The 21,501-nt window shown below is 34.3% G+C and carries 22 protein-coding genes and 1 pseudogene; 17 read left to right on the top strand and 6 right to left on the bottom strand.

The window, feature by feature from the left end:
- Positions 1-25 precede the first annotated feature (25 nt).
- The 5 genes from atpH (at position 26) to wTpre_RS02170 (ending at position 4,609) form a co-directional block, all read left to right on the top strand.
- Complete coding sequence (gene atpH / locus wTpre_RS02190; RefSeq protein ID WP_068651635.1) at positions 26-574, top strand: ATP synthase F1 subunit delta; 549 nt, start codon at positions 26-28, stop codon at positions 572-574.
- Entirely contained in the window at positions 571-2,112 is a 1,542-nt protein-coding gene (gene atpA / locus wTpre_RS02185) for a F0F1 ATP synthase subunit alpha (protein WP_068651633.1), read from the top strand. Before atpH ends, atpA begins: the two co-directional genes overlap by 4 nt.
- Positions 2,113-2,121: 9 nt before the next feature.
- The gene (gene greA, locus wTpre_RS02180) at positions 2,122-2,616 is read left to right on the top strand and encodes a transcription elongation factor GreA (protein ID WP_068651631.1); all 495 of its coding nucleotides are present in this window, start codon (positions 2,122-2,124) and stop codon (positions 2,614-2,616) included.
- A 3-nt stretch (positions 2,617-2,619) separates the two neighbouring features.
- A complete protein-coding gene (gene ribB / locus wTpre_RS02175) occupies positions 2,620-3,273 on the top strand; it encodes a 3,4-dihydroxy-2-butanone-4-phosphate synthase (protein ID WP_068651629.1) in 654 nt (217 codons plus the stop codon).
- A 70-nt stretch (positions 3,274-3,343) separates the two neighbouring features.
- On the top strand, positions 3,344-4,609 hold the full coding sequence (locus tag wTpre_RS02170) for a M48 family metalloprotease (RefSeq protein WP_068651627.1): 1,266 nt from the start codon (positions 3,344-3,346) through the stop codon (positions 4,607-4,609).
- 24 nt (positions 4,610-4,633) lie between these two features.
- On the opposite strand, the gene wTpre_RS02165 is transcribed toward wTpre_RS02170, so the two are convergent.
- Positions 4,634-4,969 carry a TrbC/VirB2 family protein gene (locus tag wTpre_RS02165; RefSeq protein WP_068651625.1) on the bottom strand — a complete coding sequence of 112 codons (336 nt, stop codon included), beginning with the start codon at positions 4,967-4,969 and terminating at the stop codon, positions 4,634-4,636.
- 93 nt (positions 4,970-5,062) lie between these two features.
- Positions 5,063-5,797 carry a 3-oxoacyl-[acyl-carrier-protein] reductase gene (gene fabG, locus wTpre_RS02160; protein ID WP_068651623.1) on the bottom strand — a complete coding sequence of 245 codons (735 nt, stop codon included), beginning with the start codon at positions 5,795-5,797 and terminating at the stop codon, positions 5,063-5,065.
- Between the two features lie 691 nt (positions 5,798-6,488).
- Between fabG and ppdK the strand changes: the two genes are divergently transcribed.
- From ppdK to wTpre_RS07375, 5 genes are all read left to right on the top strand, one after another.
- Complete coding sequence (ppdK, locus tag wTpre_RS02155; RefSeq protein ID WP_179945532.1) at positions 6,489-9,125, top strand: pyruvate, phosphate dikinase; 2,637 nt, start codon at positions 6,489-6,491, stop codon at positions 9,123-9,125.
- 163 nt (positions 9,126-9,288) lie between these two features.
- Positions 9,289-9,417 carry a hypothetical protein gene (locus wTpre_RS07180; RefSeq protein ID WP_256359296.1) on the top strand — a complete coding sequence of 43 codons (129 nt, stop codon included), beginning with the start codon at positions 9,289-9,291 and terminating at the stop codon, positions 9,415-9,417.
- Positions 9,418-9,506: 89 nt separating this feature from the next.
- Positions 9,507-10,667 carry a hypothetical protein gene (locus wTpre_RS02150; protein WP_245609537.1) on the top strand — a complete coding sequence of 387 codons (1,161 nt, stop codon included), beginning with the start codon at positions 9,507-9,509 and terminating at the stop codon, positions 10,665-10,667.
- A gap of 1,236 nt (positions 10,668-11,903) precedes the next feature.
- Positions 11,904-12,128: an efflux RND transporter periplasmic adaptor subunit gene (locus wTpre_RS07380; protein WP_245609536.1), complete on the top strand. Its 225-nt coding sequence runs from the start codon at positions 11,904-11,906 to the stop codon at positions 12,126-12,128.
- Between the two features lie 15 nt (positions 12,129-12,143).
- Entirely contained in the window at positions 12,144-12,740 is a 597-nt protein-coding gene (locus tag wTpre_RS07375; RefSeq protein ID WP_245609535.1) for an efflux RND transporter periplasmic adaptor subunit, read from the top strand.
- Between the two features lie 102 nt (positions 12,741-12,842).
- Here wTpre_RS07375 and wTpre_RS02140 read toward each other — a convergent pair.
- The 4 genes and pseudogenes from wTpre_RS02140 to wTpre_RS02125 all read right to left on the bottom strand — a co-directional run bounded on the left by wTpre_RS02140 (position 12,843) and on the right by wTpre_RS02125 (position 16,301).
- Positions 12,843-14,173, bottom strand: a pseudogene (locus wTpre_RS02140) (IS4 family transposase).
- 211 nt (positions 14,174-14,384) lie between these two features.
- Positions 14,385-14,708: a Grx4 family monothiol glutaredoxin gene (grxD, locus tag wTpre_RS02135; RefSeq protein ID WP_068651619.1), complete on the bottom strand. Its 324-nt coding sequence runs from the start codon at positions 14,706-14,708 to the stop codon at positions 14,385-14,387.
- A gap of 16 nt (positions 14,709-14,724) precedes the next feature.
- The gene (locus wTpre_RS02130) at positions 14,725-14,943 is read right to left on the bottom strand and encodes a BolA/IbaG family iron-sulfur metabolism protein (RefSeq protein ID WP_068651617.1); all 219 of its coding nucleotides are present in this window, start codon (positions 14,941-14,943) and stop codon (positions 14,725-14,727) included.
- A gap of 38 nt (positions 14,944-14,981) precedes the next feature.
- Positions 14,982-16,301, bottom strand: coding sequence for a malic enzyme-like NAD(P)-binding protein (locus tag wTpre_RS02125; protein ID WP_083495758.1), 1,320 nt, complete (start codon positions 16,299-16,301; stop codon positions 14,982-14,984).
- 119 nt (positions 16,302-16,420) lie between these two features.
- Between wTpre_RS02125 and pgsA the strand changes: the two genes are divergently transcribed.
- From pgsA to wTpre_RS02095, 7 genes are all read left to right on the top strand, one after another.
- Positions 16,421-16,963 carry a CDP-diacylglycerol--glycerol-3-phosphate 3-phosphatidyltransferase gene (gene pgsA, locus wTpre_RS02120; protein WP_068651615.1) on the top strand — a complete coding sequence of 181 codons (543 nt, stop codon included), beginning with the start codon at positions 16,421-16,423 and terminating at the stop codon, positions 16,961-16,963.
- Positions 16,964-17,065: 102 nt separating this feature from the next.
- Entirely contained in the window at positions 17,066-17,296 is a 231-nt protein-coding gene (locus tag wTpre_RS06465; protein WP_245609534.1) for a hypothetical protein, read from the top strand.
- A 13-nt stretch (positions 17,297-17,309) separates the two neighbouring features.
- Entirely contained in the window at positions 17,310-18,065 is a 756-nt protein-coding gene (locus wTpre_RS02115) for a hypothetical protein (RefSeq protein ID WP_245609533.1), read from the top strand.
- A gap of 41 nt (positions 18,066-18,106) precedes the next feature.
- Complete coding sequence (locus tag wTpre_RS02110; protein WP_068651612.1) at positions 18,107-18,793, top strand: outer membrane protein assembly factor BamD; 687 nt, start codon at positions 18,107-18,109, stop codon at positions 18,791-18,793.
- Positions 18,794-18,800: 7 nt separating this feature from the next.
- The gene (locus wTpre_RS02105; protein ID WP_068651610.1) at positions 18,801-19,541 is read left to right on the top strand and encodes a YebC/PmpR family DNA-binding transcriptional regulator; all 741 of its coding nucleotides are present in this window, start codon (positions 18,801-18,803) and stop codon (positions 19,539-19,541) included.
- Complete coding sequence (locus wTpre_RS02100; RefSeq protein WP_068651608.1) at positions 19,538-20,596, top strand: M23 family metallopeptidase; 1,059 nt, start codon at positions 19,538-19,540, stop codon at positions 20,594-20,596. Before wTpre_RS02105 ends, wTpre_RS02100 begins: the two co-directional genes overlap by 4 nt.
- Complete coding sequence (locus tag wTpre_RS02095) at positions 20,580-21,449, top strand: SPFH domain-containing protein (RefSeq protein ID WP_068651606.1); 870 nt, start codon at positions 20,580-20,582, stop codon at positions 21,447-21,449. Before wTpre_RS02100 ends, wTpre_RS02095 begins: the two co-directional genes overlap by 17 nt.
- Positions 21,450-21,501: the final 52 nt, after the last annotated feature.

Here is a 21,501-nt window from a genome sequence, read left to right as displayed (position 1 = left end):
GATTTACTAGAATGGGTAATTTAATATGAAAAACAATAATTTGGTTTCATCTTATGCTAGAGCGCTGTTTCATGTCTCGGGGAGTAGATTGGGTATTATAAGAAAAGAAGTAGAATTTTTGTTAGCTTTTTTTAAAGATCAAGATGTTTTTGTGTATCTATCTCATCCTATGGTTTCTCTTTTGCATAAAAAAGAAGCGATACTTTCTATAAATGAGAACTTGAGTGAAAACTTAGTCAAATTTATTATGGTTACACTTGCAAACAAGCGCTCCCGTTTATTAATCCTTATACTAGAAAAATTCTTAAATCTTGTAAGGGAAAGTGAAAACGAACTGGAAATTACTATAAAATCAGCAGAGGTTTTAAAGAAACCTGATATAAAAATAATTACTGAATCTTTGAACTTTCTTGGTAAAATAATAAAAGTCAGTAATGTAGTTGATCCTTCTATACTAGGTGGCTTCGTAGTTAGGTATGGTTTTAACTTGATTGATGCTTCGCTTAAGAGTTATTTGGATAGATTGGTTGATTTGAGTAAAATGGAAATGTTGAAAACAAGGAATTATATATGAAGAATAGCATAAATGCCTCTGAAATAGTAGACATAATAAAAGAGAAGGTTGAGACATTTGATTATCCTATAAAGCGAGAAAATATAGGTGAAGTAATTTCAGTAACGGATGGTATCACGTTGGTCTATGGGCTGGAAAAAGCAAAGTTTGGTGAAAAGGTATCTTTTGCAAGCGGTGTAGAAGGAATAGTTCTTGATTTAGATCATGATACAGCTGGAATAGTTGTGCTTGGCAATGACCGTGATGTAAAAGAAGGGGACGTTGTAAAATGTAGTGGTGATGTTGTACAGGTGCCTGTAGGTCATGAATTATTAGGGAGAGTTGTAAATGCATTGGGCGATCCTATAGACGATGGCGGAGAAATTAGAGCCAAGAGCAAAATGTATATAGAGTCTAAAGCGCCAGGTATTATTGACCGCAAATCTGTGCATGAACCTCTGCAGACAGGAATTAAAATTATAGATTTGTTGATTCCTATAGGTAGAGGTCAACGTGAACTAATTATTGGCGATAGACAAATTGGTAAAACCACTATTGCGATTGATACTATCATCAATCAGAAGAAGATCAATGATAAGGTAAACGAAAATCAAAAAATTTACTGTGTTTATGTTGCTATTGGACAAAAAATTTCGACGGTAGCAAAAGTGGTGAATAAGCTAAAAGAAAGTGGAGCATTAGAGTATACAACCGTAGTTGTGGCTAGCGCATCTGACTGCGCCCCTATGCAATTTTTAGCACCTTATACCGGTTGCACTATTGGAGAATTTTTCCGTGATAATGGAATGCATTGCTTGGTGGTATATGATGATTTATCTAAGCATGCTGTGGCATATAGGCAGATGTCCTTGTTGCTCAGACGTCCTCCTGGTCGTGAAGCTTATCCTGGAGATATATTCTATGTACACTCTCGCTTGCTTGAAAGAGCTGCCAAAATGTCTGATAAAAAAGGACAGGGATCTTTGACTGCTTTGCCGATTATTGAGACTCAGGCTGGTGATGTATCTGCGTATGTTCCAACTAATGTGATTTCAATTACCGATGGACAAATTTTTCTTGAGTCTGAATTGTTTCACAAAGGATTTCGCCCTGCGGTGAATATAGGTTTATCGGTTTCTCGGGTTGGCTCTGCTGCACAATTGAAATCTGTGAAAAAAGTTGCTGGTTCTATAAAGCTGAGTTTGGCCCAATATAGAGAACTGGAAGACTTTGCTAAATTTGGTTCTGATCTTGATGCTACTGTTCAATTGTCCTTAAACAAAGGTAAATACCTTATTGAATTATTAAAGCAAAAACAGTATTCACCTATGCAAATAGAAGAGCAAGTATTGCTTATGTATATCTTTTCTAATCTATATGGTCAATTAAATAAGGTACAGGTGAGCAACATCAATAGGTTCGAGTGTGATCTTATCAATTATTTTCAAACTGTTCACCCTGGAGTTTTAAAAAGGTTGTCGGGTGACACGAATGATGATATAAAAGATGATATTATTGGTATTGTGAGTGATTTTGTCACTCAATTTAATTGCGTTTAGGCGGTGATTATGACTTCATCAATTGTTAACAGGTTTCCTATTACAAGAGAAGGTTTTGAGAGTATGCAAGTCGAACTTGAGAAATTAAAGGAAGAAAAACCTTCTATCATACAGGCTATTTCTGATGCTCGTGATCAAGGCGATTTATCTGAAAATGCAGAATATCATGCAGCACGGGAGAGATTAAGTTTTATTGAAGGCCGTATAATTGAGGTAGAAAGTAAACTTTCACATGCAGAAGTGATAGAAGTAAAAAATTTGTCTGGTGATACAGTAATGTTTGGTGCAACTGTTACGGTAAGTATGTTAAACGATGATAACAGTGAAATTGAATATGTTTATAAGATTGTAGGTGGATATGAAGCTGATGTTTCAAAGCAGTTGATCTCTACGGATTCACCACTCGGTAGTGCTTTAATTGGCAAAAAAGTTGGTGAGTATGTGGAAGTGATAGTGCCAAATGGAGAGAAGTTGTATAAAATAGTTAAGATTGAGTTTAAGTAGATCATGGTACAGGTAACTTATCCTTCAATTGGTCTACCAGGTATTTCTTCTGTGGAAGATGTACTCAGGGACGCTAGTTCTGGTAAATTATTCATTTTAGTTGACGATGAAAACAGAGAGAATGAAGGTGATTTGGTTATTTTAGCTGAAAAGGTGAAACCAGAACATATTGCTTTTATGGTTAGGTATGGCACTGGTATTGTGTTTTTAGCTATGACAAAGTTTTACATGAATAAACTTAACCTTGAATTTATGAAGAGAAGTAATGTAGATGAAGCACTTATTCCTCACACTGCATTTACTACGTCAGTAGATGCTCGTTATGGTATTACAACGGGTGTTTCTGCTCATGATAGAACGCATACGATACTTACTGCTATTGATGGAAAAAGTACTAAGGATGATATTATTACTCCTGGTCATGTTTTTCCTATTATTGCAAGTGAGGGTGGGGTTTTAGCACGCAACGGTCATACTGAGGCAAGTGTTGAGATAGCAAAATTGGTTGGATCTAGTCATGCAGCTGTAGGATGTGAATTAGTGAATGATGATGGCTCTATGATGCGCTTACCCCGGTTGCTTGAATTTGCTGAACAACACAAAATTAAGTTAACTACCATTGATAAACTTATCAGCTACGTTCGAAATTTAAACTAGCGTTTATAAATTCGTATAGTTTAAATGTTAAAATGTAAAATTACTAAAGTTATACGAACAAGGAACTTCCATGTCTAAGCTTTTTGTTTTACTATTTTTTTTCGTATACTGTAATAGCGCTTACTCTGTTAGTATTATTAGAGATAGTGAAGTGGAAGTGGTAGTGAAGGATCTAGCGCAACCTTTATTTTCTGCTGCGGGTATTGATAATGATAAAATAAAAGTTTTTATAGTTGATGATAGATCGATTAATGCTTTTGTAATTAACAATAATAGCATTTTCATTCATTTAGGGCTTTTACAATATTCGACTGAACCTTATGTCTTACTTGGTATATTGGCACATGAAATTGCTCATATATCTGCTGGTCATGTATTACAAATGAGTAGTGCTGTAGGTTATTTTCAATCAATAGCAATGGTTAGTTATATGGTAGGATTAGTTTCTAGTATTGTCATTAACCCTCAGGTTGCGAGTGCAATCTTGCTTAGTGGTGTAACGCTTAGTTCAAGGTTGTTTTTTAACTCTTCTCAAGAGCAAGAGAGTGTAGCAGATAGCTATGCTTTAAGATACCTAGATGAATCTTGCTATGATAATTTGGGTATGAAAGAGATTTTTGACTATTTTAAGAGTATTGAGCATGAAAACACTGAAGAGTATTTCCACACTCACCCACTTGGTGATAAGCGTATATTTGCTGTACAGAATTATAAGGTTAAAAACAATATAAAACCAATCCTTGCGGATAAATTGCTGAAGTTTGAGCGTATGCTTACAAAGCTAGACTCTTTCTTTGCTCCTATTCATGTGTTATCTAGTAAATATGGAGGTAGCTCTAAGTATGTAAATGCTGTAATTCACTATAGGCAAGGAAAGATAGAAGAGGCTATTGCTAAAGTTAATTCATTGATTCAAGAGTCACTCAATGATCCTTATTTATATGAATTAAAAGCGGAGATGTTATACAAAGCTGGAAATTTAAGTGAAGCAATAAAAATGTATGAAGAATCACTTAGATATTTATCTGAGAAGAATAACTATTTAGTGAAACTTGCGTTATCTTATACTTTATTATTACACGGTAAAATAGAGAAGGCAATTTTTTACCTAGAGCAGGTTGCAAACGTAGAAACAAATAATGCCCTTGTCTGGAAGTATTTCAGTGTTGCATATAAACGTAGCGCTGATATGGCAATGTATTATTTTTCTTTGACGAAAAAGGCTTTTATTGAAGGTAATTTAGAGAAATTTATGAAGTACGCTGAGCTAGCCACTAAAACTTTTCCGAAAGATAGCTCTTATTTGCTGCAAATTGAGGATATGAAGAAACAATAAACACAAAAATACACCTATTTTAGGTTATTTCCCGCATTTATCCAACATATCTTTCGCTTCAGTACTTACATTGGGCATAATTTTCATTATAATCGTTTTAGCGCCAAAAAACACACCACAAAACACAACCAAGGCACAGATAGCTGGCCATGGCATTCTACCAAATATTGCAAGCAAAGCCGCACCTATTATGACTACAGTCATAAGTGGCCCACCTATTGCCCAAATATAACCAATAACATTGCATATTACTTGGGCAGTTGTATCACTTATATCATCAGCAGCATTTACGTAATCTGAAAAAGAAAGAAACATCACTACACATAGAGCATTAAAAAGTTTTTTTATTATATAGCTCACTCTTTTGCCTCCAAGTAATAAACTAGTGTGAATCTAAATTTATATACATTTATTTTAGGGTAAAACTTATAGTTTGTCCATAAATAAGTGTTGCTACATAAATAGCCCACCATTGATGTTAAGGACATGCCCCGTTATATATCTTGCTTCGTCACTTGCTAAAAACAATACTCCTGCTGCTATTTCTTGCCCTGTTCCCATTCTTTGCATTGGAACATTATCCAATATTTTTTCTTTTTGTTTTTGATTTAGAACTTCAGTTATCTTAGTATCTATAAACCCAGGAGCAATGCAATTTACTGTTACACCGCGACTTGCAAATTCTTTTGCTATAGATTTACTCATAGCTATTATTCCAGCTTTTGATGCTGCATAATTTACTTGCCCGGCATTGCCTGTTAAACCTACTATTGAGGAAAGATTTATAACTCTTCCCCAGTTGTTTTTAATTAATTTTCTGCATGCTTCTCTATTTAGTTTAAATGTAGAGCTCAAATTAATATCAATTACCTTTTGCCATGCTTCATCTGTCATTCTCAACAATAAGCTGTCCTGTGTAATTCCTGCATTGCATATGAGTCCATCAAAGCCTTTCATCAACTCACTTGCTTTATTTATTAGTTGATTTACTTCTTCAGGATTTGATAAGTCACAAGGAAGCACGTGAATGTTTTTTTCATATTTTTTAGCAACTTCTTCGAGTACTTCTTTTTTTGTACTAGAAATACACAAAGTTGCTCTGGCCTTATGCATAATTTCTACAATTGCCTGGCCTATTCCGCCTGATGCACCAGTAATCAGAAATTTCTTATTCTCTAATCCAAACATAATAATTTTTATTTGTTCCAGCTCTTAACAGAATATTAAAAGACTTGCAATAGATTTTTTTTCATAACTTTCATTTAATAGAAGCTTCTTGACAAATCTTGTATTTATTTGCGAAATTATGTCTGCTGAATGCCTTTTTTATTTTTCTACACTCTGCTAGATCGCGCTTATTTTAAGCGTTAGCACATTAACAATTACAGTAATAAAATTATCACCGTGTGGATTCTTTTGCCTTTTTTTGATTGGTAAGTTTATTAACACTTATAGCTAACGTAATTTAAGAGAGCCAGCGCGTGACTAGTTCTTATTACTTGATCAGTATTCTGGATCCCAGTGTCTGGGCACTGGAATGACAGGAGTGTGAGATAAGGCTACATTCATACTGCAACAGGTATGACGTTGTCATTCCAGCACTTGATGCTGGAATCCAGAAGTCTTTACTACAAATAAGTATATTGAGCACAAAATTATGCTAAAACACAACGTTTTGGTGAGATTATGGACAAACTAGATTCTAGCGTCATGCGCTGGAACGACATCATAGAGGTCGTTGAGATGACAGAAAAGAGTGCTGGAATGAAAGGAAAAGGGACTATTTAATGTATTAGCTCTGCTGAATTTTACAAAATTTATTACTCCTACCTGACAAATTTATTAGAATAGTGTGTATATTAGTGAAAATCCGAAAAAAATGCAAGAAAAGTTAATGTATTACTTTAGCCAAAGCAACTGTGAAGGCAATGCAGCAATGAGAAATCTACTAGGAGGGAAGGGAGCAAATCTGGCAGAGATGTGTAACATTGGCATTCCTGTTCCACCTGGTTTTACAATTTCCACTGCTGTTTGTCAGGCCTATTGTCAAGATAATGAATTGTCTTTTGATCTACGTAACGAGATAAAAAACTACATGACGATGCTAGAAAATGACATCGGTTGTAAATTTGGGGATTTAAATAATCCCTTATTAGTTTCCATACGCTCTGGTAGTGTTAGTTCAATGCCGGGCATGCTTGATACTATTTTAAATGTTGGTCTAAATGATGAAACCCTTGTTGGGCTTGCAAAAAAAAGTGGCGAACGTTTTGCTTACGATAGCTACTGCCGTTTCATCATGATGTACTCCAATGTTGTACTACAGCTTGATCATCACCTATTTCAAGATGTTATTGATAATGAGCAGCAAAAGAGTGGAGGAAAAAGCTTAGCTGATCTTGATGTTAATGTTTTAAAGAAAATTCTTAATGATTTTAAAGAGATAGTATGTGAGAAAATAGGAAAAAATTTCCCGCAGAACGTTGAAGAGCAATTGTTAAACTCAGTTAATGCAGTATTTGCCTCTTGGAAAAATGATAGGGCTGTTTCCTATAGAAGAATACATAATATTCCTGAAAACCTTGGAACAGCAGTCAACGTGCAAGCAATGGTTTTTGGTAATTTAAATGATAATTCTGCAACCGGCGTGATATTTACACGTAATCCTTCAACTGGAGAAAAAAAGATTTTTGGTGAGTTTTTAGTTAATGCTCAGGGTGAGGATGTGGTTTCTGGTGTTTATACTCCTATGCCAATTGACGGGGAGCAAGAAAGTACTATGGAGAAGTTGCTACCAAGTGTCTACCTAGAATTATGCGCGGTATGTGAAAAACTTGAAAGTCATAATAAGGACATGCAGGATATCGAATTTACCGTACAGGACGGTAAGTTATGGATTTTGCAGACTAGGTCTGGCAAGCGCACAGCCGAAGCTGCTATTCGCATAATAGTTGATATGGTAAACGAAGGAGGGATTACAAAAGAGGAAGGAATATTGAGAATTGATCCAAAAACTTTTGACAACTTATTGCATCCAGTTCTTGATGTTAAAATCGATCAAAAAGTAATAGGCAAAGGACTGCCAGCTTCTCCAGGTGTTGCTTCTGGGTATGTAGTATTCAGTGCAAGTGATGCTGAAAAAGCTGCAGAGCAGGGTAAAAAAGTAATTTTTGTCAGATCAGAGACGAGCCCTGAAGATATTAATGGAATGAATGCTGCAAGTGGAATAGTAACAGCGCGAGGAGGTATGACCTCGCATGCCGCTGTTGTAACTCGTGGAATGGGTAAACCATGTATTTGTAGTCTAAATGGACTTTATATTGATAAAGATGAAAAATTTCTTTCTATGGGGGATATAAAAGTAAATAAAGGTGAATCAATCACCATCAATGGAGGAACAGGAGAGGTTATGCTTGGTATTCTCCCTACAATTTTGCCTGAATTATCTCAAGAGTTCAAAACAGTAATTAACTGGGTAGATAAAGTTAAAACAGTGAAGGTGAGAGCGAACGCTGATACTCCAAAAGATGCAAAAATTGCAAAAGGATTCGGTGCAGAAGGTATAGGCTTATGTCGCACAGAACATATGTTTTTTGCTAGTGATAGGATCGAATTCATTCAAAAATTGATAATAGCTGATGATGAAAATGAAAGGGTAAATGCATTAAATAAACTCGAAGAAATGCAAAAGTCTGATTTCAAAGAAATGTTTTCTATTATGGAGGGCGAGGAAGTCACTATACGATTACTTGATCCACCTCTACATGAGTTTTTACCTCATGATCAATCCATTATAGAAAAAATCGCCAGATCATTGAATAAGTCAGTTGAATTGGTAAAAAATAAAATAGTACAGTTATCAGAAAAAAATCCAATGCTTGGCCATCGAGGGTGTAGGCTTGCTATTTCTCATCCTGAAATATATAAAATGCAGATTAGGGCAATACTCAGTGCTGCAAGTGAATTAAGGAAAGAAAAGAAGATAGAAGTGAAACCTGAAATCATGATTCCTTTTACCATGAGCGAGAAAGAGTTTGTTCTGATATGCGAGTTAGTAAAGAAAGAAGCTAAAAATTTCGATGTGAATTATTCAATCGGAACGATGATAGAACTGCCAAGAGCAGCACTTATTGCTGACAAACTCGCAAAACACGCAGAATTTTTTAGTTTTGGCACTAATGATTTAACACAAACAACTATGGGACTTTCACGAGATGATTCAGTTAATTTCCTCGATTCTTATAAGGAAAGTAACATATTCAAAAACGATCCCTTTGAGGTGCTAGATGTCGAAGGGGTAGGGGAATTAATCACAATAGCTATCGAAAGGGGCAAAAAAACCAGAAAAGAAATTAAACTTGGTATATGTGGAGAGCATGGAGCGAATCCACAGTCCATAGAGTTTTTCATCAAATCAGGGGTTGATTATGTGTCATGCTCGCCCTATAGAGTACCGGTTGCAAAATTAGTGGCAGCACAGCTTAGCATAAGTTTGTTGGGCAGCACAACTGTATGAACATAGATTTTGCTAACAAGTAGCGGAATGATGATTTTTCAAATTGTCGATAAATCTAAGTAAGTTTAGCTATTTTGCCGCTACTTTTTTTTCTTAGTATCTTTAAAAGAATTGACTTTTTATTTGAAGTAATACAAGACAAAATAGTAGTGAGTGAGGTAAAATGTCAATATTAAAAGAACGCAAGGAACATTTACTAGAAAAGTTTAAATATGTTGCCAAAGAATTTGGCAAATCTTGTACAAAGTCCAATCATCTGTCAGTACCAAAGGAACAGCAACTCTACTATTGATTTAGGTAATAGAAAGGTTTTTGGTATCATAAATAAGATTATGTGTTGGATAGAGAATAATTTTACTTATTTTTTTTCCACGATATAATTTGTTTCCAGAAGTTGGAGTTGAAGGAAGAAAAATTCCTCGAACTAATACAAGGGTTAAGTATTTTACTCCAGATGACCAAGCAGAATATACTAGAATTCCTTATGAAGGAAAATTATACGTGGACTTAATGCTAGAAGTGGAAAGTAACAAGTTAAAAGGCTTTAAAGGCAAACTATATGATACAACTGATAAAATTAGTAAGGGTAAAAGAGGTTGTGTAGCTTATGTTATCACGCTTGATGGAAAATTAGTAACTCATGAACATATTAATATTAATAAAAGCGAATGGGCTTATCGTCATTCAACTCTTGCATGTGGTAGGCCAGTTTTATGTTCTGGTTTAATGAAAGTGGTAAATGTTAAAATAACCTATATAGACAATAATAGTGGGCATTATAAAACGGAATCAGAAAACTTATACAATGCAGTGAAAAAGTTAGAGGGTCTGTTTTCGAAAGATGCGAAAGTTGTTTGCTTACCATGTTGGGTTATCTTGAAAAAACAAATTCCGCTTATACGCAAAATTGTTCTAGCCAAACGAGAGCCAGTAGAGGAATCCTTGAAAAGGATGGAGAAAAAAGGGAAAGATGGATTGACTCAATATGAAAGACATTTTAAAAAGATGAAGGAATTCAATGAGAAGTATGAACAAAAATTGCTTCTTTTAAACTATAAGTCACCTACAAATGAACTGTCCTACAAACCAACTATACATAAAAAACACAGATTGAAATACTCTGAATATATTAACTTACACCTTAGTTTTTTGAAAGAGTTTGATAAAAATCCTGAAGTGCAAAAAATAGCAATAGAACCTTCAATAAGAAGGGTTATTGGAACAAATTATGGCCATAAGCCTACAGTTGCGTTTGCTAAGGTAAAGTTAATAGATAAAGATGGAAAGCTGCAAGAAACGGACGAAATAGTAGGTACAAATGTTGCTTTTCACCATGAGAATGATCTTGATGTCTTTGCTAAACTTCTAGATTTTAAAAAGTATAGCTATATTTGTGATTCCCCAAATGAAGATAGAGATGCTGTAGAAAAATTAATGCCTAATAAATGGGTAGCTTTTATGAGTACAGACCAGGCTAACAAGTTTGTAAAGGATACTTTACAAATTAAAATTGATAGTGTTGAACAATTGGCTACCCGTTAGAGCTAAACTATATTGAATATATGCTAATATATCTACTCATCATGGTGGCAAAATAGGTAGATGAGAGAAATACAACCATAGAGACAAATGGGCGTCATGAAAGTAGTTCCTTTGTTGTCATGCCAGTGCTCAGACACTGGCATCCAGTTAAATTTACGGAGTATAATGGATTAGAGTGTCTGCTACTTGAATGACAAGCAAAGGCTAATCGGATTACAAGAAAGGGAGCACCGAAAATAAATAGGTGTCATTCCAGTGCGTGACGCTGGAATCCATAATCTTTTCAAAAACTCAGAATTTCTAGATCCCAGTGCCACGCACTGGAATGACACCCTTTTAGTTGCTGTACTAACATTGTGGTACAACAGACCAGGATGGAGTTAATAGGGTACCTCTTCCTGAAAATACGGAAAGTCAGTAAAAAAATCAGGCATTAGCACTTCAGCTCTGTAGTTGAGTCAATGTGAGAGAGTAAGTCTACAAAAGTAGACTTGCTAATTGAACTTTGATCCTTTATTTTACTATAGAACAGCACTGAATCTGCGAGATCATAGAATTTATTTCTAATCTCTCTGAATGTACTACTTATATCAATAGGTGTCGACTCTTATTGCAAATCAGATTTAAATAAGCCATGAGTATCTTTCAGATGATAGTACCACTTGCAATTATTTCGCTCTGCTGTTACCCATCAACTATTACCTGGGGAATTTTCTTCACATTCTCTATAGCAATCATGAAGTGCCCTCCATTGAAATGGAGGGTTTAGTATAGGGTTTGTCATAATATACTCCTTAATTATAAAACTGATAGCACATTAGTACTTATATGCTAATATAATATTAATTCTTATATTGACATAATAACTTTTCGGATAAGGTTTCTTGATTAAAAATTTCATTTTGGCAAACTTACTTCATTTTAGAAAAATTTCCTCACATAAAACTGTTTATAGAGTGACAATAGATACATTATACTTACAATTCTCATTCGAAAACTTATGCAGTTATTTCTACAAGATTGGTCAATAAATTTTGCTGTTTAAGGATGAGAAACAAAGTAATCATCGTTTCCAGTATCGCTCTTATTCTACTGTTTTTTATCAACAGTACATTTTTAAAAAAAAGATCAGACGGTTCATAGTGATAATCCAATTAGTAGTTTTTTAGTAAAAACTCAGGATTATACTCCACAAAATCGCACTGTATATTTAAATTTTCTGGTACAACAAATCCCTTGAATAGGGCAAGCCTTGTCTCAAGAACAAGTGGTCAAGTTATTGCTATTTATTTGTCTGATGGTGAAAAATTAAAAAGAGGCGATGTAATTTTAAAGATAGAAGATTATGACATAGTTGCACAAGTTGAGAAAGCCAAAGCTTTATTAAATCAGCGTGAAATTGAGTATGATTCCTCTCGAAAATTGAATAAAAAAGGCTATGGAGCACAGATAAGATTGTAATCAGCTTTTACTGCATTGCAGAGTGCAAAAGCTGATCTAAAAAGGCTAGAATTGGATTTAGAAAACACTGCGATTAAATCTCCTATTGATGGTTATATAGATAAGATCAACATAAATGAAGGGGATTTTGTTAATCTTGGACATAAGATAACTGACATAGTTAATTTTGATCAGGTTCTTGTGGTGTTATATGTTTCAGAAAATGAAGTAAATAAAATAAAGCTAGGTAGCACAGCGCAAATTAATTTGCTAGACGGAAGGGAATTAGTAGGTGAATTGAGTTTTGTTAGTAAAATTGCTGAGCCTAAAACTGGATCTTATAGAGTGGAGGTAAATGACAATGAGATTATATCTTTGCAAGGACTTACTGCTAGTGTAAGCCTACCTTCAGGTGAAAGATTTGCATATAAAATTCCTTCTTCGGCCTTAAGCTTAAATGACGATGGTATTCTTGGAATAAAGATTGTTGATGATAATAATTATGTAGTATTTACAGCAATAGAAATTGTTGATTATGAAGACGATGGAGTTTGGGTAGTCGCAAATAATGAAAGTAAGCCTATAAAGCTAATAACATTGGGTCATCTTGTGAAGCCTGGTGATAAGGTATAACTCGAATGTAACATGACGCCAAATGAGCTACTCGCATTTTTGAGATACAAATCACAATATTTGTACGGTTGTGTGTGTGCTACTAAAACCATACGCGTCAAGTTAAGGGAAAATGAGCAAATTTAGTGCACTCAAATTTGATATTCTTGTTTTTCTATATTTGTCTTTTAAGGAGAATTTTGACCAGGTTGAGGCGAGTTTTTTTTTGAGGAAAATTTGTATCTTACTGACTACACAATTTAATGTTAAGAATAGCTCTCTAACTTGCCTTTTAAGCTCAATAAATTCCTTTATTAGACTAAGTTCTGTACCCTTTTTTAGTTCTGTACAACCAACCATTCCATGAAATATAATAATTGCGCGCAATTTAGCGTATAGTTTACATAATACTCTGTATGGTTTTCCTTTAAATTCGTCAAGCCTGATGTGACTCTTATACAATTTAAATAATAATTCAATCTGCCATCTTACTCGGTAAATTATTAATACCTGCTCAGCACTAATTTTATTTTCTAGAACGTTAGTTATGAATATTAACCAATCCAGCAATTTTTGATTCTTTTGAGAAGATGTATATCCATTTGATTTTGCTAACCTATTAGCACTTCTTCTAATTATAGACTGTTCTTCAGTTAATTTTTGACATATAATTCTCACTTTAATTTTTATTTCTTTTCCTAACAGCACCTCATTTTCTAGAAACAATTTATCCTCTAAACATTCTAATAACTCTATTTTTTGATTTGTTTATATACCATATATGGTGGTATCAGATTTATAACGACTTATAAAATAAGCTCCGGCTTCATTGATTTGTTTAAAGGAACTTGGCACAAAATAACCCAAATCAGATATTAGTCAATCGTTGCTCGATATATTGCTTAAATGTCTTCTATACAACTGATCTGACCTTATTCCCTCAGTTATATTAAGCTGCTCTAATGTCTGGGTTAGGTAGTCAAAAACTAATTGTAACTTTATTCCATACTTAGTATTACTTTCATAACTACTGTAGCTATTACCATAACCTTTATATATATTTTCCATACCATTAGGTATGGCTGATATAGCTACTATCCAATAGCTTAACACTTCTAAAGTGCTTCAAAGTTCTGCAATCAACCTTTTAAGCTATTTTTAAATAAAACTAAAGACTCATTATACATTCTTTTCATAAATTCCACTGCTTCCTTGGTAAATCTAAAGTCCAGAACTTGCTTTGTTATATTTATCGAGTCTCCACTCAATAATTAACAAATTATCTCTATACTACAATTATCAATCCCTATATTACCCAAGACTATGGCTTTTACAAACGATGAGCCTTTTAGCTTCCTCTTTCTTTTTATGAATCCTGTTGTGGTTGAGATTTTATCTGCTTTTTCATTAAAAAATTCTTTGAGCTTTTTTGAGATGCAAACTATTCTTTTCATTGTATAAGTTCTCCATTTTGTTTGTTAAATTTAGAAGAATTTATATCTTCTTTTTCTTTTCTTTACACCAACTTTACCTCACTTCTTCTTAACTTTACACGTATGGCTACTAAAAGGGTGTCATTCAAGTAGCTGACACTGAAACCAAGAAAGGAAGGCAGTGTCTGGACACTGACACTACGTTTTTATTTTTCCACTCTGCTGTGTAAACTTACTCGGCAATAACCTTTTTTTCTTTTAACAAATTTTGTAATTCACCATTTTCATACATCTCACGGGTAATATCACAGCCACCAACAAATTCTCCCTTTATATATAATTGTGGAATTGTTGGCCAATTAGAAAAACTTTTTATGGACTGACGTATTTCATCATTCTCAAGTAAGTTGATGCATTTAAACTTTACATTCAATTTTTTGAGAATTGACACGACGAGCCCAGAGAATCCGCATTGAGGAAAGTCAGAGGTGCCTTTCATATAAAGCACCACATCATTCTCTGCTATGTCTTTTTTTATTTGTTCAAAGTTGTTCATAAATATTACCTTAATTTTAAGTGCTAGTCTCTAGTTGCAATGCATGTATAGACTGATCTTTGAGAGTTTTATATACCATTCTATGTTGTTCTATTTTTGTCTTTCCAGAAAAAAACTTGGAAGTTATTTTTAGATGGTAATGATCATCATCTCCAGCAAGGTCCGTAATCCTTATATCAGCATCAGGAAATGATTGTTTGATAATTTTTTCTAACTCGTGAATTGTAATAGCCATCAGTTTATTTTAATTATAAGTCTAAAATACGCAATTAATTATTGTGAAGACAATAGATTCAGCGTGCTCAGAGCACTAGCAAGACGAGATTTTAATTGGCTTTCATACTGATTCCAGTTCTCTATTTCCTTTCTTGCCACACCTGAAGTAACTGCAGCCTTTGCAACAGCAGGAGATACTATAGAAATTAATCTTGGATCAAATGGAGTAGGCATTATATATTCACGTCCATAGCTCATCTTACGACCTCCATAGGCTGCAGATATCTCATTTGGCACTGATTCGCGGGCAAGCTTTGCTATTGCATCTGCAGCAGCAATTTTCATTTCATCATTTATTGTCGTTGCATGTACGTCGAGTGCTCCTCTGAATATGTAAGGAAATCCCATTACGTTATTGACTTGGTTGTTATAGTCTGACCTACCAGTTGCAATTATTGCATCTGGCCTTACAGATTTTGCAAATTCAGGCCTTACTTCTGGATCAGGGTTAGCAAGAGCAAAAATGATCGGTTCTTTACCCATGCTTTTTAACATCTCTTCGCTCAGCACATCCTTTGCGGATAGTCCGATGAATATATCAGTGCCTTTTATGGCATCAAGTAGAGAACGTTCTTTAGTGTCAATTGCATATTTTTCCTTCCACTCATTCATATCCTCTTTTCTGTCTTTATGTATTACTCCTTGTTTGTCACATAGTACTATGTTCTTAGCACCCATAGACTTCAGTATTTCCAAACACGCAATACCAGCCGCTCCAGCACCATTCATGATGATCTTGACATTCTCTAATTTCTTTCCAGCAATATCGAGGGCATTTTCTATACCAGCTGCAACAACTACTGCAGTTCCATGTTGATCATCATGAAAAACCGGAATATCCATCAATTCATTTAGACGTTTTTCTATTATGAAACAATCAGGAGATTTTATATCTTCTAAATTTATCCCACCCCAACTTGGACCAAGATACCTTACTGCATTGATGAAATCTTCTATGTTTTCTGTGTCAACTTCTACATCAATTGCATCAATGTCAGCAAAACGCTTAAATAAAACAGCTTTGCCTTCCATGACGGGTTTTGAAGCAAGAGGACCGATATTGCCAAGTCCCAGCACTGCGGTGCCATTTGAAATAACAGCCACATAATTGCTTTTTGCCGTGTAATCATAAACAGCTTTAGGATTTTTAGCTATTGCAAGGCATGGCACTGCAACACCAGGGGAATAAGCAAGTGATAGGTCATGCTGTGTGGATAAGGGTTTTGTTGGTATAACCGATACCTTACCAGGTTTACCACTTTTATTATGGTACTTAAGTGCTTCTTGTTTTGTGGTGTTATCTAAATCATTATTCATGCTTTGAGCTTATTGTTAGTAATTTTTAAAGTATATGGGGTTTTTATGAATGTTCAACTATTAGCTTGTGAATTCTGCTGTACTTCTGTATAAGTTTATCTACCAATAGTTTGACTTGCATGCTTAAGAAAAACTTTCCTAATTTGCTAACAATTTCTCGTGCACTTGCGATACCGGCAATAATATCAAGCTTTTATATAGAAAGTAAATATGCAAGTCTAATAACAATATTGATCTTTATGTTTGCGTGCATTACAGATTTTTTTGATGGTTATTTAGCACGTGCATGGAAAGTCCAATCGAATTTTGGCAAGTTATTTGATCCAATTGCCGACAAGTTAATAGTAGCTTCAACAATAATCATGCTAGTTTATAAGCACAAGATAGATGATATTACAATTATACCGTCAGTTATAATTGTTTGTAGGGAGATATTAGTTTCAGGTACGCGGGAGTTTTTGATAGCTACAAACGTTAGCCTACCTGTGAATAAAGCTGGAAAAATTAAAACATTTTTGCAGATGATTGCTGTGGTAGCGATAATAATGAGTGATTATGAGAAAATTCGATATGCAGGTGTTATTTGCTTATGGGCTGCAGCTGTTATGACTATGTGGTCAGGCTATAATTACGTTCTAGCTGGCATCAAACAGATTGACTAAATTGCTTAAGAGTATACAAAAAAGAAGTTAATAATTTCACAATATTGACTGATTAGTTAAAATCATGTATAATGTGTTAGTTTATAAATTAGTCAAGTTTGTATGACTGGCATTATTATAGATAGCTTTAATACTGAGTCTTCCTTTAAGAGATTAAGTTCTAAGAAAGATATTAAAATAGAGGATTTTTTTCGAGATTTCTGTTCAACAGTTGATGAAGAAGAAAAAGAGAGAAAAAAACTTGAGCAAGAATTATTAATTCTTGAAGAAGGAAAAAAAAAAGCAGAAGCTGGAAAAGGAGTTATTAACGTTAAAAAAAAGAGAGCTAAATAGAAAATGTGTATCATTGACAATAATGGTTCCATTTGCATTGCTGATGGCAGCTGAGCTCGAAAAAACATGTAGCGATCAGGTATTAGTTGGCCTTATAAGCGGTGCATTAGGACATATTATGTTGCCTTTGACAGTCTTATCTCTTATTTGCGCGCTATATTTAATTTATAATAATAGAAAAATAGCAGAAAAAGAACGAGAGTTGAAGAATATTGAAGATGGAGAAAAAGAAAAGAGAGATATTCCTTATACAGTTGATGATTACTTTAACTATGCTGATGCTGCTTTAGTTACATTAGTTATTGTGGCTAGCATAGTAAGCGAAGCATTGGCACAAGGAATAATAGAAGACGTAGCTTTTTCAATTTCTAGTATATTCTACTTTGTAGCGAGTGCTGCTTTTTGCTATTGTGAGTACGAGAAAAATAAAAATTATGAAGTAGAAGAAGAGCAAGGCTTTGATGAGAAATATGAAAAAAAGACAAGCAACAGGTCTACAGCTAAATTGATGCTTGCTGGTTCTTCTTTATTACTAGTCAGGAGGATAATGTTGATTTCTGAAGTAGCATTATCTGCTGTTGGACCGGCTTTAGGTCTAGTAGGTATTGCTCTTTTGATGGTCGGAAGTGGATTGATCATACATTCTTATATTGGAAAGCTAGAGAATGTAGAAGTGAGTGGAAAAGGTGTTTCAACAGGTGCTGGTGTATGTAATATATGGGAAGGGCGGGTTTTGCTCGATGATAATGCCAAAAATTTGTTTATTTAGGTAATATTTAGTCTATAATTTATTTTGATCAAAAAAATATTATGTATAAGACTTTAATCATATGCTTTTTTCTTCTAATTTGCCACTTTACGCAGTTATATGCGAATGACCTTGAACACACTGAAACTGAACTATATGAGGAGGCAGTTAAGCTTTATGATCAGAAAAAATATAAGCGAGCTATTAGAGCGTTTCAAAAGATAGAGGATTTGTATCCTTTATCTTATTGGGCAATGAAAGCCAAATTATTATCTGGACTTTCTTACTATAAGATGGGTAAATACAGCAGTGTTGCAAGTGATATGGATGATTATATATACGTTTATCCAAATGGTGAAGATTTGCCATATGTATATTACTTAAGAGTATTATCTTATTACATGCAAATTAACAAAGTGCAGCTTGGGCAACAAATTGCATATAAAACTTTAGAGCTAGCTACTGAATATGTTAATCTTTTTCCGAATAGCGAATATATAGAAGAGGTTAAAGAAAAAGAAAAATTAATCACAGAACATATATCAAAAAAAGAGTATTCTATTGGTGAATTTTACCTAAAGCGTGGTGAATATTTGGCAGCAATTAAGCGTTTTCAAAATATGATAAGCGATAAAGATTCTAAATATTCTTCTAGAGTTATTAGTTATTTAACAACAGCTCACTTAGCTCTTGGCCTTGACTTAGAAGCTGAGCAGTATGAAAATATGTTAGTAGAAGGGGTGAATTAGTTTTCTTATGGCTGGTCATTCACAGTTTTCAAATATAAAACATCGAAAAGGTGCTCAGGATGCAAAGCGCTCGCAAAAATTTGCGAAGCTTATTAGGGAAATAACAGTTGCTGCAAAACAAGGGCTGACTGATCCAGAACTCAATCCACGTCTTCGCTCTGCTATCTTTGCTGCGCGAAAGGAAAATCTACCAAAAGATAAAATAGAAACAGCAATAAAAAATGCAGCTGGTAACGTTGCTGGAGAAAGTTATGAAGAAATACAATATGAAGGCTGCGGACCTTCTGGTGTTGCACTTATTGTCCATACTCTGACAAATAATCGCAACCGAACTGCTTCTGAGATACGTTATATCTTTTCTCGCAAATGCGGTAATTTGGGAGAAATAGGATGTGTGAGTTACCTTTTTGATCATGTAGGCTTAATTGTCTATAAAGCAGAGGGTATAAATTTTGAAGATTTATTTAACTATGGAATTGAATTGGAAGTATTGAATGTTGAGGAAAATAACAAAGAAGAATTATATGTTATAACTTGTGAAGTAAAAGACTTTGGTAAAGTACGTGATGCTTTCTATGCAAAATTTGGAGAACCAGAACTTGCTCGTCTTTCATGGCAACCAAAGGACCTGATTGAAGTTAGCGACAAAGAATTAATTGATAAATTATCTATATTAGTTGAAGAGCTAGAAGATAGTGATGATGTGCAGTATGTTGAAGGTAATTTTATTTTTGCTGATAAACTATGAAGCTGGTAATACTTCCACTGCTTTGTATTTTACCAGTATATGCAACTGAAACATTTGCGAAGAAAGACTATTGTCATTCCAGTGACCAGACACTTGAATCTAGCAAAATTGATTATAAACAGTACGCTATACAACATTTTCGATTAAAAAGCTTGATTCCAGTGTCAAATACTGGAATGACACCAACCCACTCTCCAGTGTTATTCCAAGACGGGATCAGGAAAAAAAAAGCTGCTTTGGTGACAGAAAGTGATAGAAAGTTATCATTCATATCTAGTGACATAAAATCCTCTTTTTTTGATGCAGGAGGTTTGACGCCAAATACGGTGATGAAATTAATCAAAGTATATAAAGATTTTGGTATAGATTTTAAAAAAGACATTGTGCCTAAAAGTAAGTTGGAAGTTCTGTGTGAGAGTGATCATAAGGCTGAAGAAAAAATTTTATATACTTCACTCACAACAAGCAATAAAGCTATAAGTTTATATTATTATGAGTCACAAAATAGCAAAGAAGAGTACTTTAATAAAGAGGGGGTAAGCTTGAAGAGTAGCAAAATTTTTGTAAGTCCCTTAAACGGAGATTTTCGTATATCTTCGAAATTTGGTAATAGAAAGCATCCTGTTCGCGGTAAAATTGCTTTTCACAAAGGAGTGGATTATGCAGCTAAGCTTGGCAGTCCCATATATGCTGCTGCAGAGGGTGTGGTAGAATATATAGGAAAGAATGGTGGCTATGGAAATTACATCAAAATAAAACACAAAAATGAATATTCAACTTGTTACGCACATATAAGCAAATTTAGTAGCGATATAAAGTTAGGCTCTAAAGTAAAGCAGGGGCAGATCATTGCTTATGTCGGAAGTACTGGTGTTGCAACAGGACCTCATTTACATTATGAAGTTATATATAATGGTAATCATATTGATCCTCTTACGATAGCTCATGGCAATGAGATAAAGTTGCCTGATCTTGAATTAAGAGAGTTTAAATTATTTGTAAGTAGGGTAGATGAGATAATCAGCAGAGAGGGTGCAGGTGAAAAAGCAATCTGATAAAGACAGCACAGATAAAAATACGATAAGTGATAGAAATCTAAGTAAAATTCGGGCTTTTCCTGTACTAATAGCGCTAGGGTTAATTTTATTGGTACTTTTTATGTATGACAGCACAATTGCACTTGGAGTTGCCGCTATTTCAATTTTGACTTTTCTTCAGGCACTTTTCGTTAATGACCCTAATGAAGCAAGAGTGATAGAGTTTTTTGGTCATTATATTGGAACTTATTTTAAGTCTGGAATATGTGTAACGCTTCCGTTTTCGAGTAAATATAGAGTTTCTCTGAAGTTTCAGAATATTAACACAGAAAAAATTAAAGTTAATGATGCTAATGGAAGTCCGATAGAGATTTCAGTAGTAATTGTTTGGAGAGTTAGCAGTCCTGCAAAGGCATATTATAATGTTAATAATTATCATGAATTCGTTTTTGTGCAAAGTGACTCGGTAATTAGAGAACTGGCAAGTAATTATCCGTATGATAGCGAAAACGATGAGGAATCTTTGCGTAAAAATTCTGATAAAATTTCAAATGAATTGATATCAATGCTACAACAAAGATTGAATATTGCTGGAATCGAAATTGCAGAAGCGAGAATATCGCATTTGGCCTATTCATCTGAGATTGCACAAGCAATGCTGAGGCGTCAACAAGCGCATGCTATCACCTCTGCAAGAAGGCATATAGTGCAAAATGCAATAGGAATTATCGAAGAAGTAATAGCCCATTTTGAAAAAAATAAAAGCTTACAATTGGATGGAAAACAAAAGGTTCAATTGATAAACAATTTGCTAGTTGCTCTGATCTCTGAGCAGGATGCACAGCCGACTATTAGTTTGGATAATAATTAGCACAGAAGCCGATTGGGTTTCGTGAATGCAAGTCACTGTTAATTTCTTGATT

Source organism: Wolbachia endosymbiont of Trichogramma pretiosum, assembly GCF_001439985.1.
GTDB lineage: Bacteria > Pseudomonadota > Alphaproteobacteria > Rickettsiales > Anaplasmataceae > Wolbachia.
The sequence above is the reverse complement of the archived record's forward strand: the minus strand, read 5'-3'. Positions and strand labels throughout refer to the sequence as shown.

Bases quoted from the DNA above. Each gene is read 5' to 3' on its own strand.
- wTpre_RS02110 (WP_068651612.1), top strand. From the start codon at position 18,107: ATGTATAAGACTTTAATCATATGCTTTTTTCTTCTAATTTGCCACTTT.
- ribB (WP_068651629.1), top strand. From the start codon at position 2,620: ATGGTACAGGTAACTTATCCTTCAATTGGTCTACCAGGTATTTCTTCT.
- ppdK (WP_179945532.1), top strand. From the start codon at position 6,489: ATGCAAGAAAAGTTAATGTATTACTTTAGCCAAAGCAACTGTGAAGGC.
- grxD (WP_068651619.1), bottom strand. From the start codon at position 14,708: ATGAACAACTTTGAACAAATAAAAAAAGACATAGCAGAGAATGATGTG.
- wTpre_RS02130 (WP_068651617.1), bottom strand. From the start codon at position 14,943: ATGGCTATTACAATTCACGAGTTAGAAAAAATTATCAAACAATCATTT.
- wTpre_RS02125 (WP_083495758.1), bottom strand. From the start codon at position 16,301: ATGAATAATGATTTAGATAACACCACAAAACAAGAAGCACTTAAGTAC.
- pgsA (WP_068651615.1), top strand. From the start codon at position 16,421: ATGCTTAAGAAAAACTTTCCTAATTTGCTAACAATTTCTCGTGCACTT.
- fabG (WP_068651623.1), bottom strand. From the start codon at position 5,797: ATGTTTGGATTAGAGAATAAGAAATTTCTGATTACTGGTGCATCAGGC.
- atpH (WP_068651635.1), top strand. From the start codon at position 26: ATGAAAAACAATAATTTGGTTTCATCTTATGCTAGAGCGCTGTTTCAT.
- wTpre_RS02170 (WP_068651627.1), top strand. From the start codon at position 3,344: ATGTCTAAGCTTTTTGTTTTACTATTTTTTTTCGTATACTGTAATAGC.
- wTpre_RS07180 (WP_256359296.1), top strand. From the start codon at position 9,289: ATGTCAATATTAAAAGAACGCAAGGAACATTTACTAGAAAAGTTTAAA.
- wTpre_RS06465 (WP_245609534.1), top strand. From the start codon at position 17,066: ATGACTGGCATTATTATAGATAGCTTTAATACTGAGTCTTCCTTTAAG.
- wTpre_RS02100 (WP_068651608.1), top strand. From the start codon at position 19,538: ATGAAGCTGGTAATACTTCCACTGCTTTGTATTTTACCAGTATATGCA.
- wTpre_RS02105 (WP_068651610.1), top strand. From the start codon at position 18,801: ATGGCTGGTCATTCACAGTTTTCAAATATAAAACATCGAAAAGGTGCT.
- greA (WP_068651631.1), top strand. From the start codon at position 2,122: ATGACTTCATCAATTGTTAACAGGTTTCCTATTACAAGAGAAGGTTTT.
- atpA (WP_068651633.1), top strand. From the start codon at position 571: ATGAAGAATAGCATAAATGCCTCTGAAATAGTAGACATAATAAAAGAG.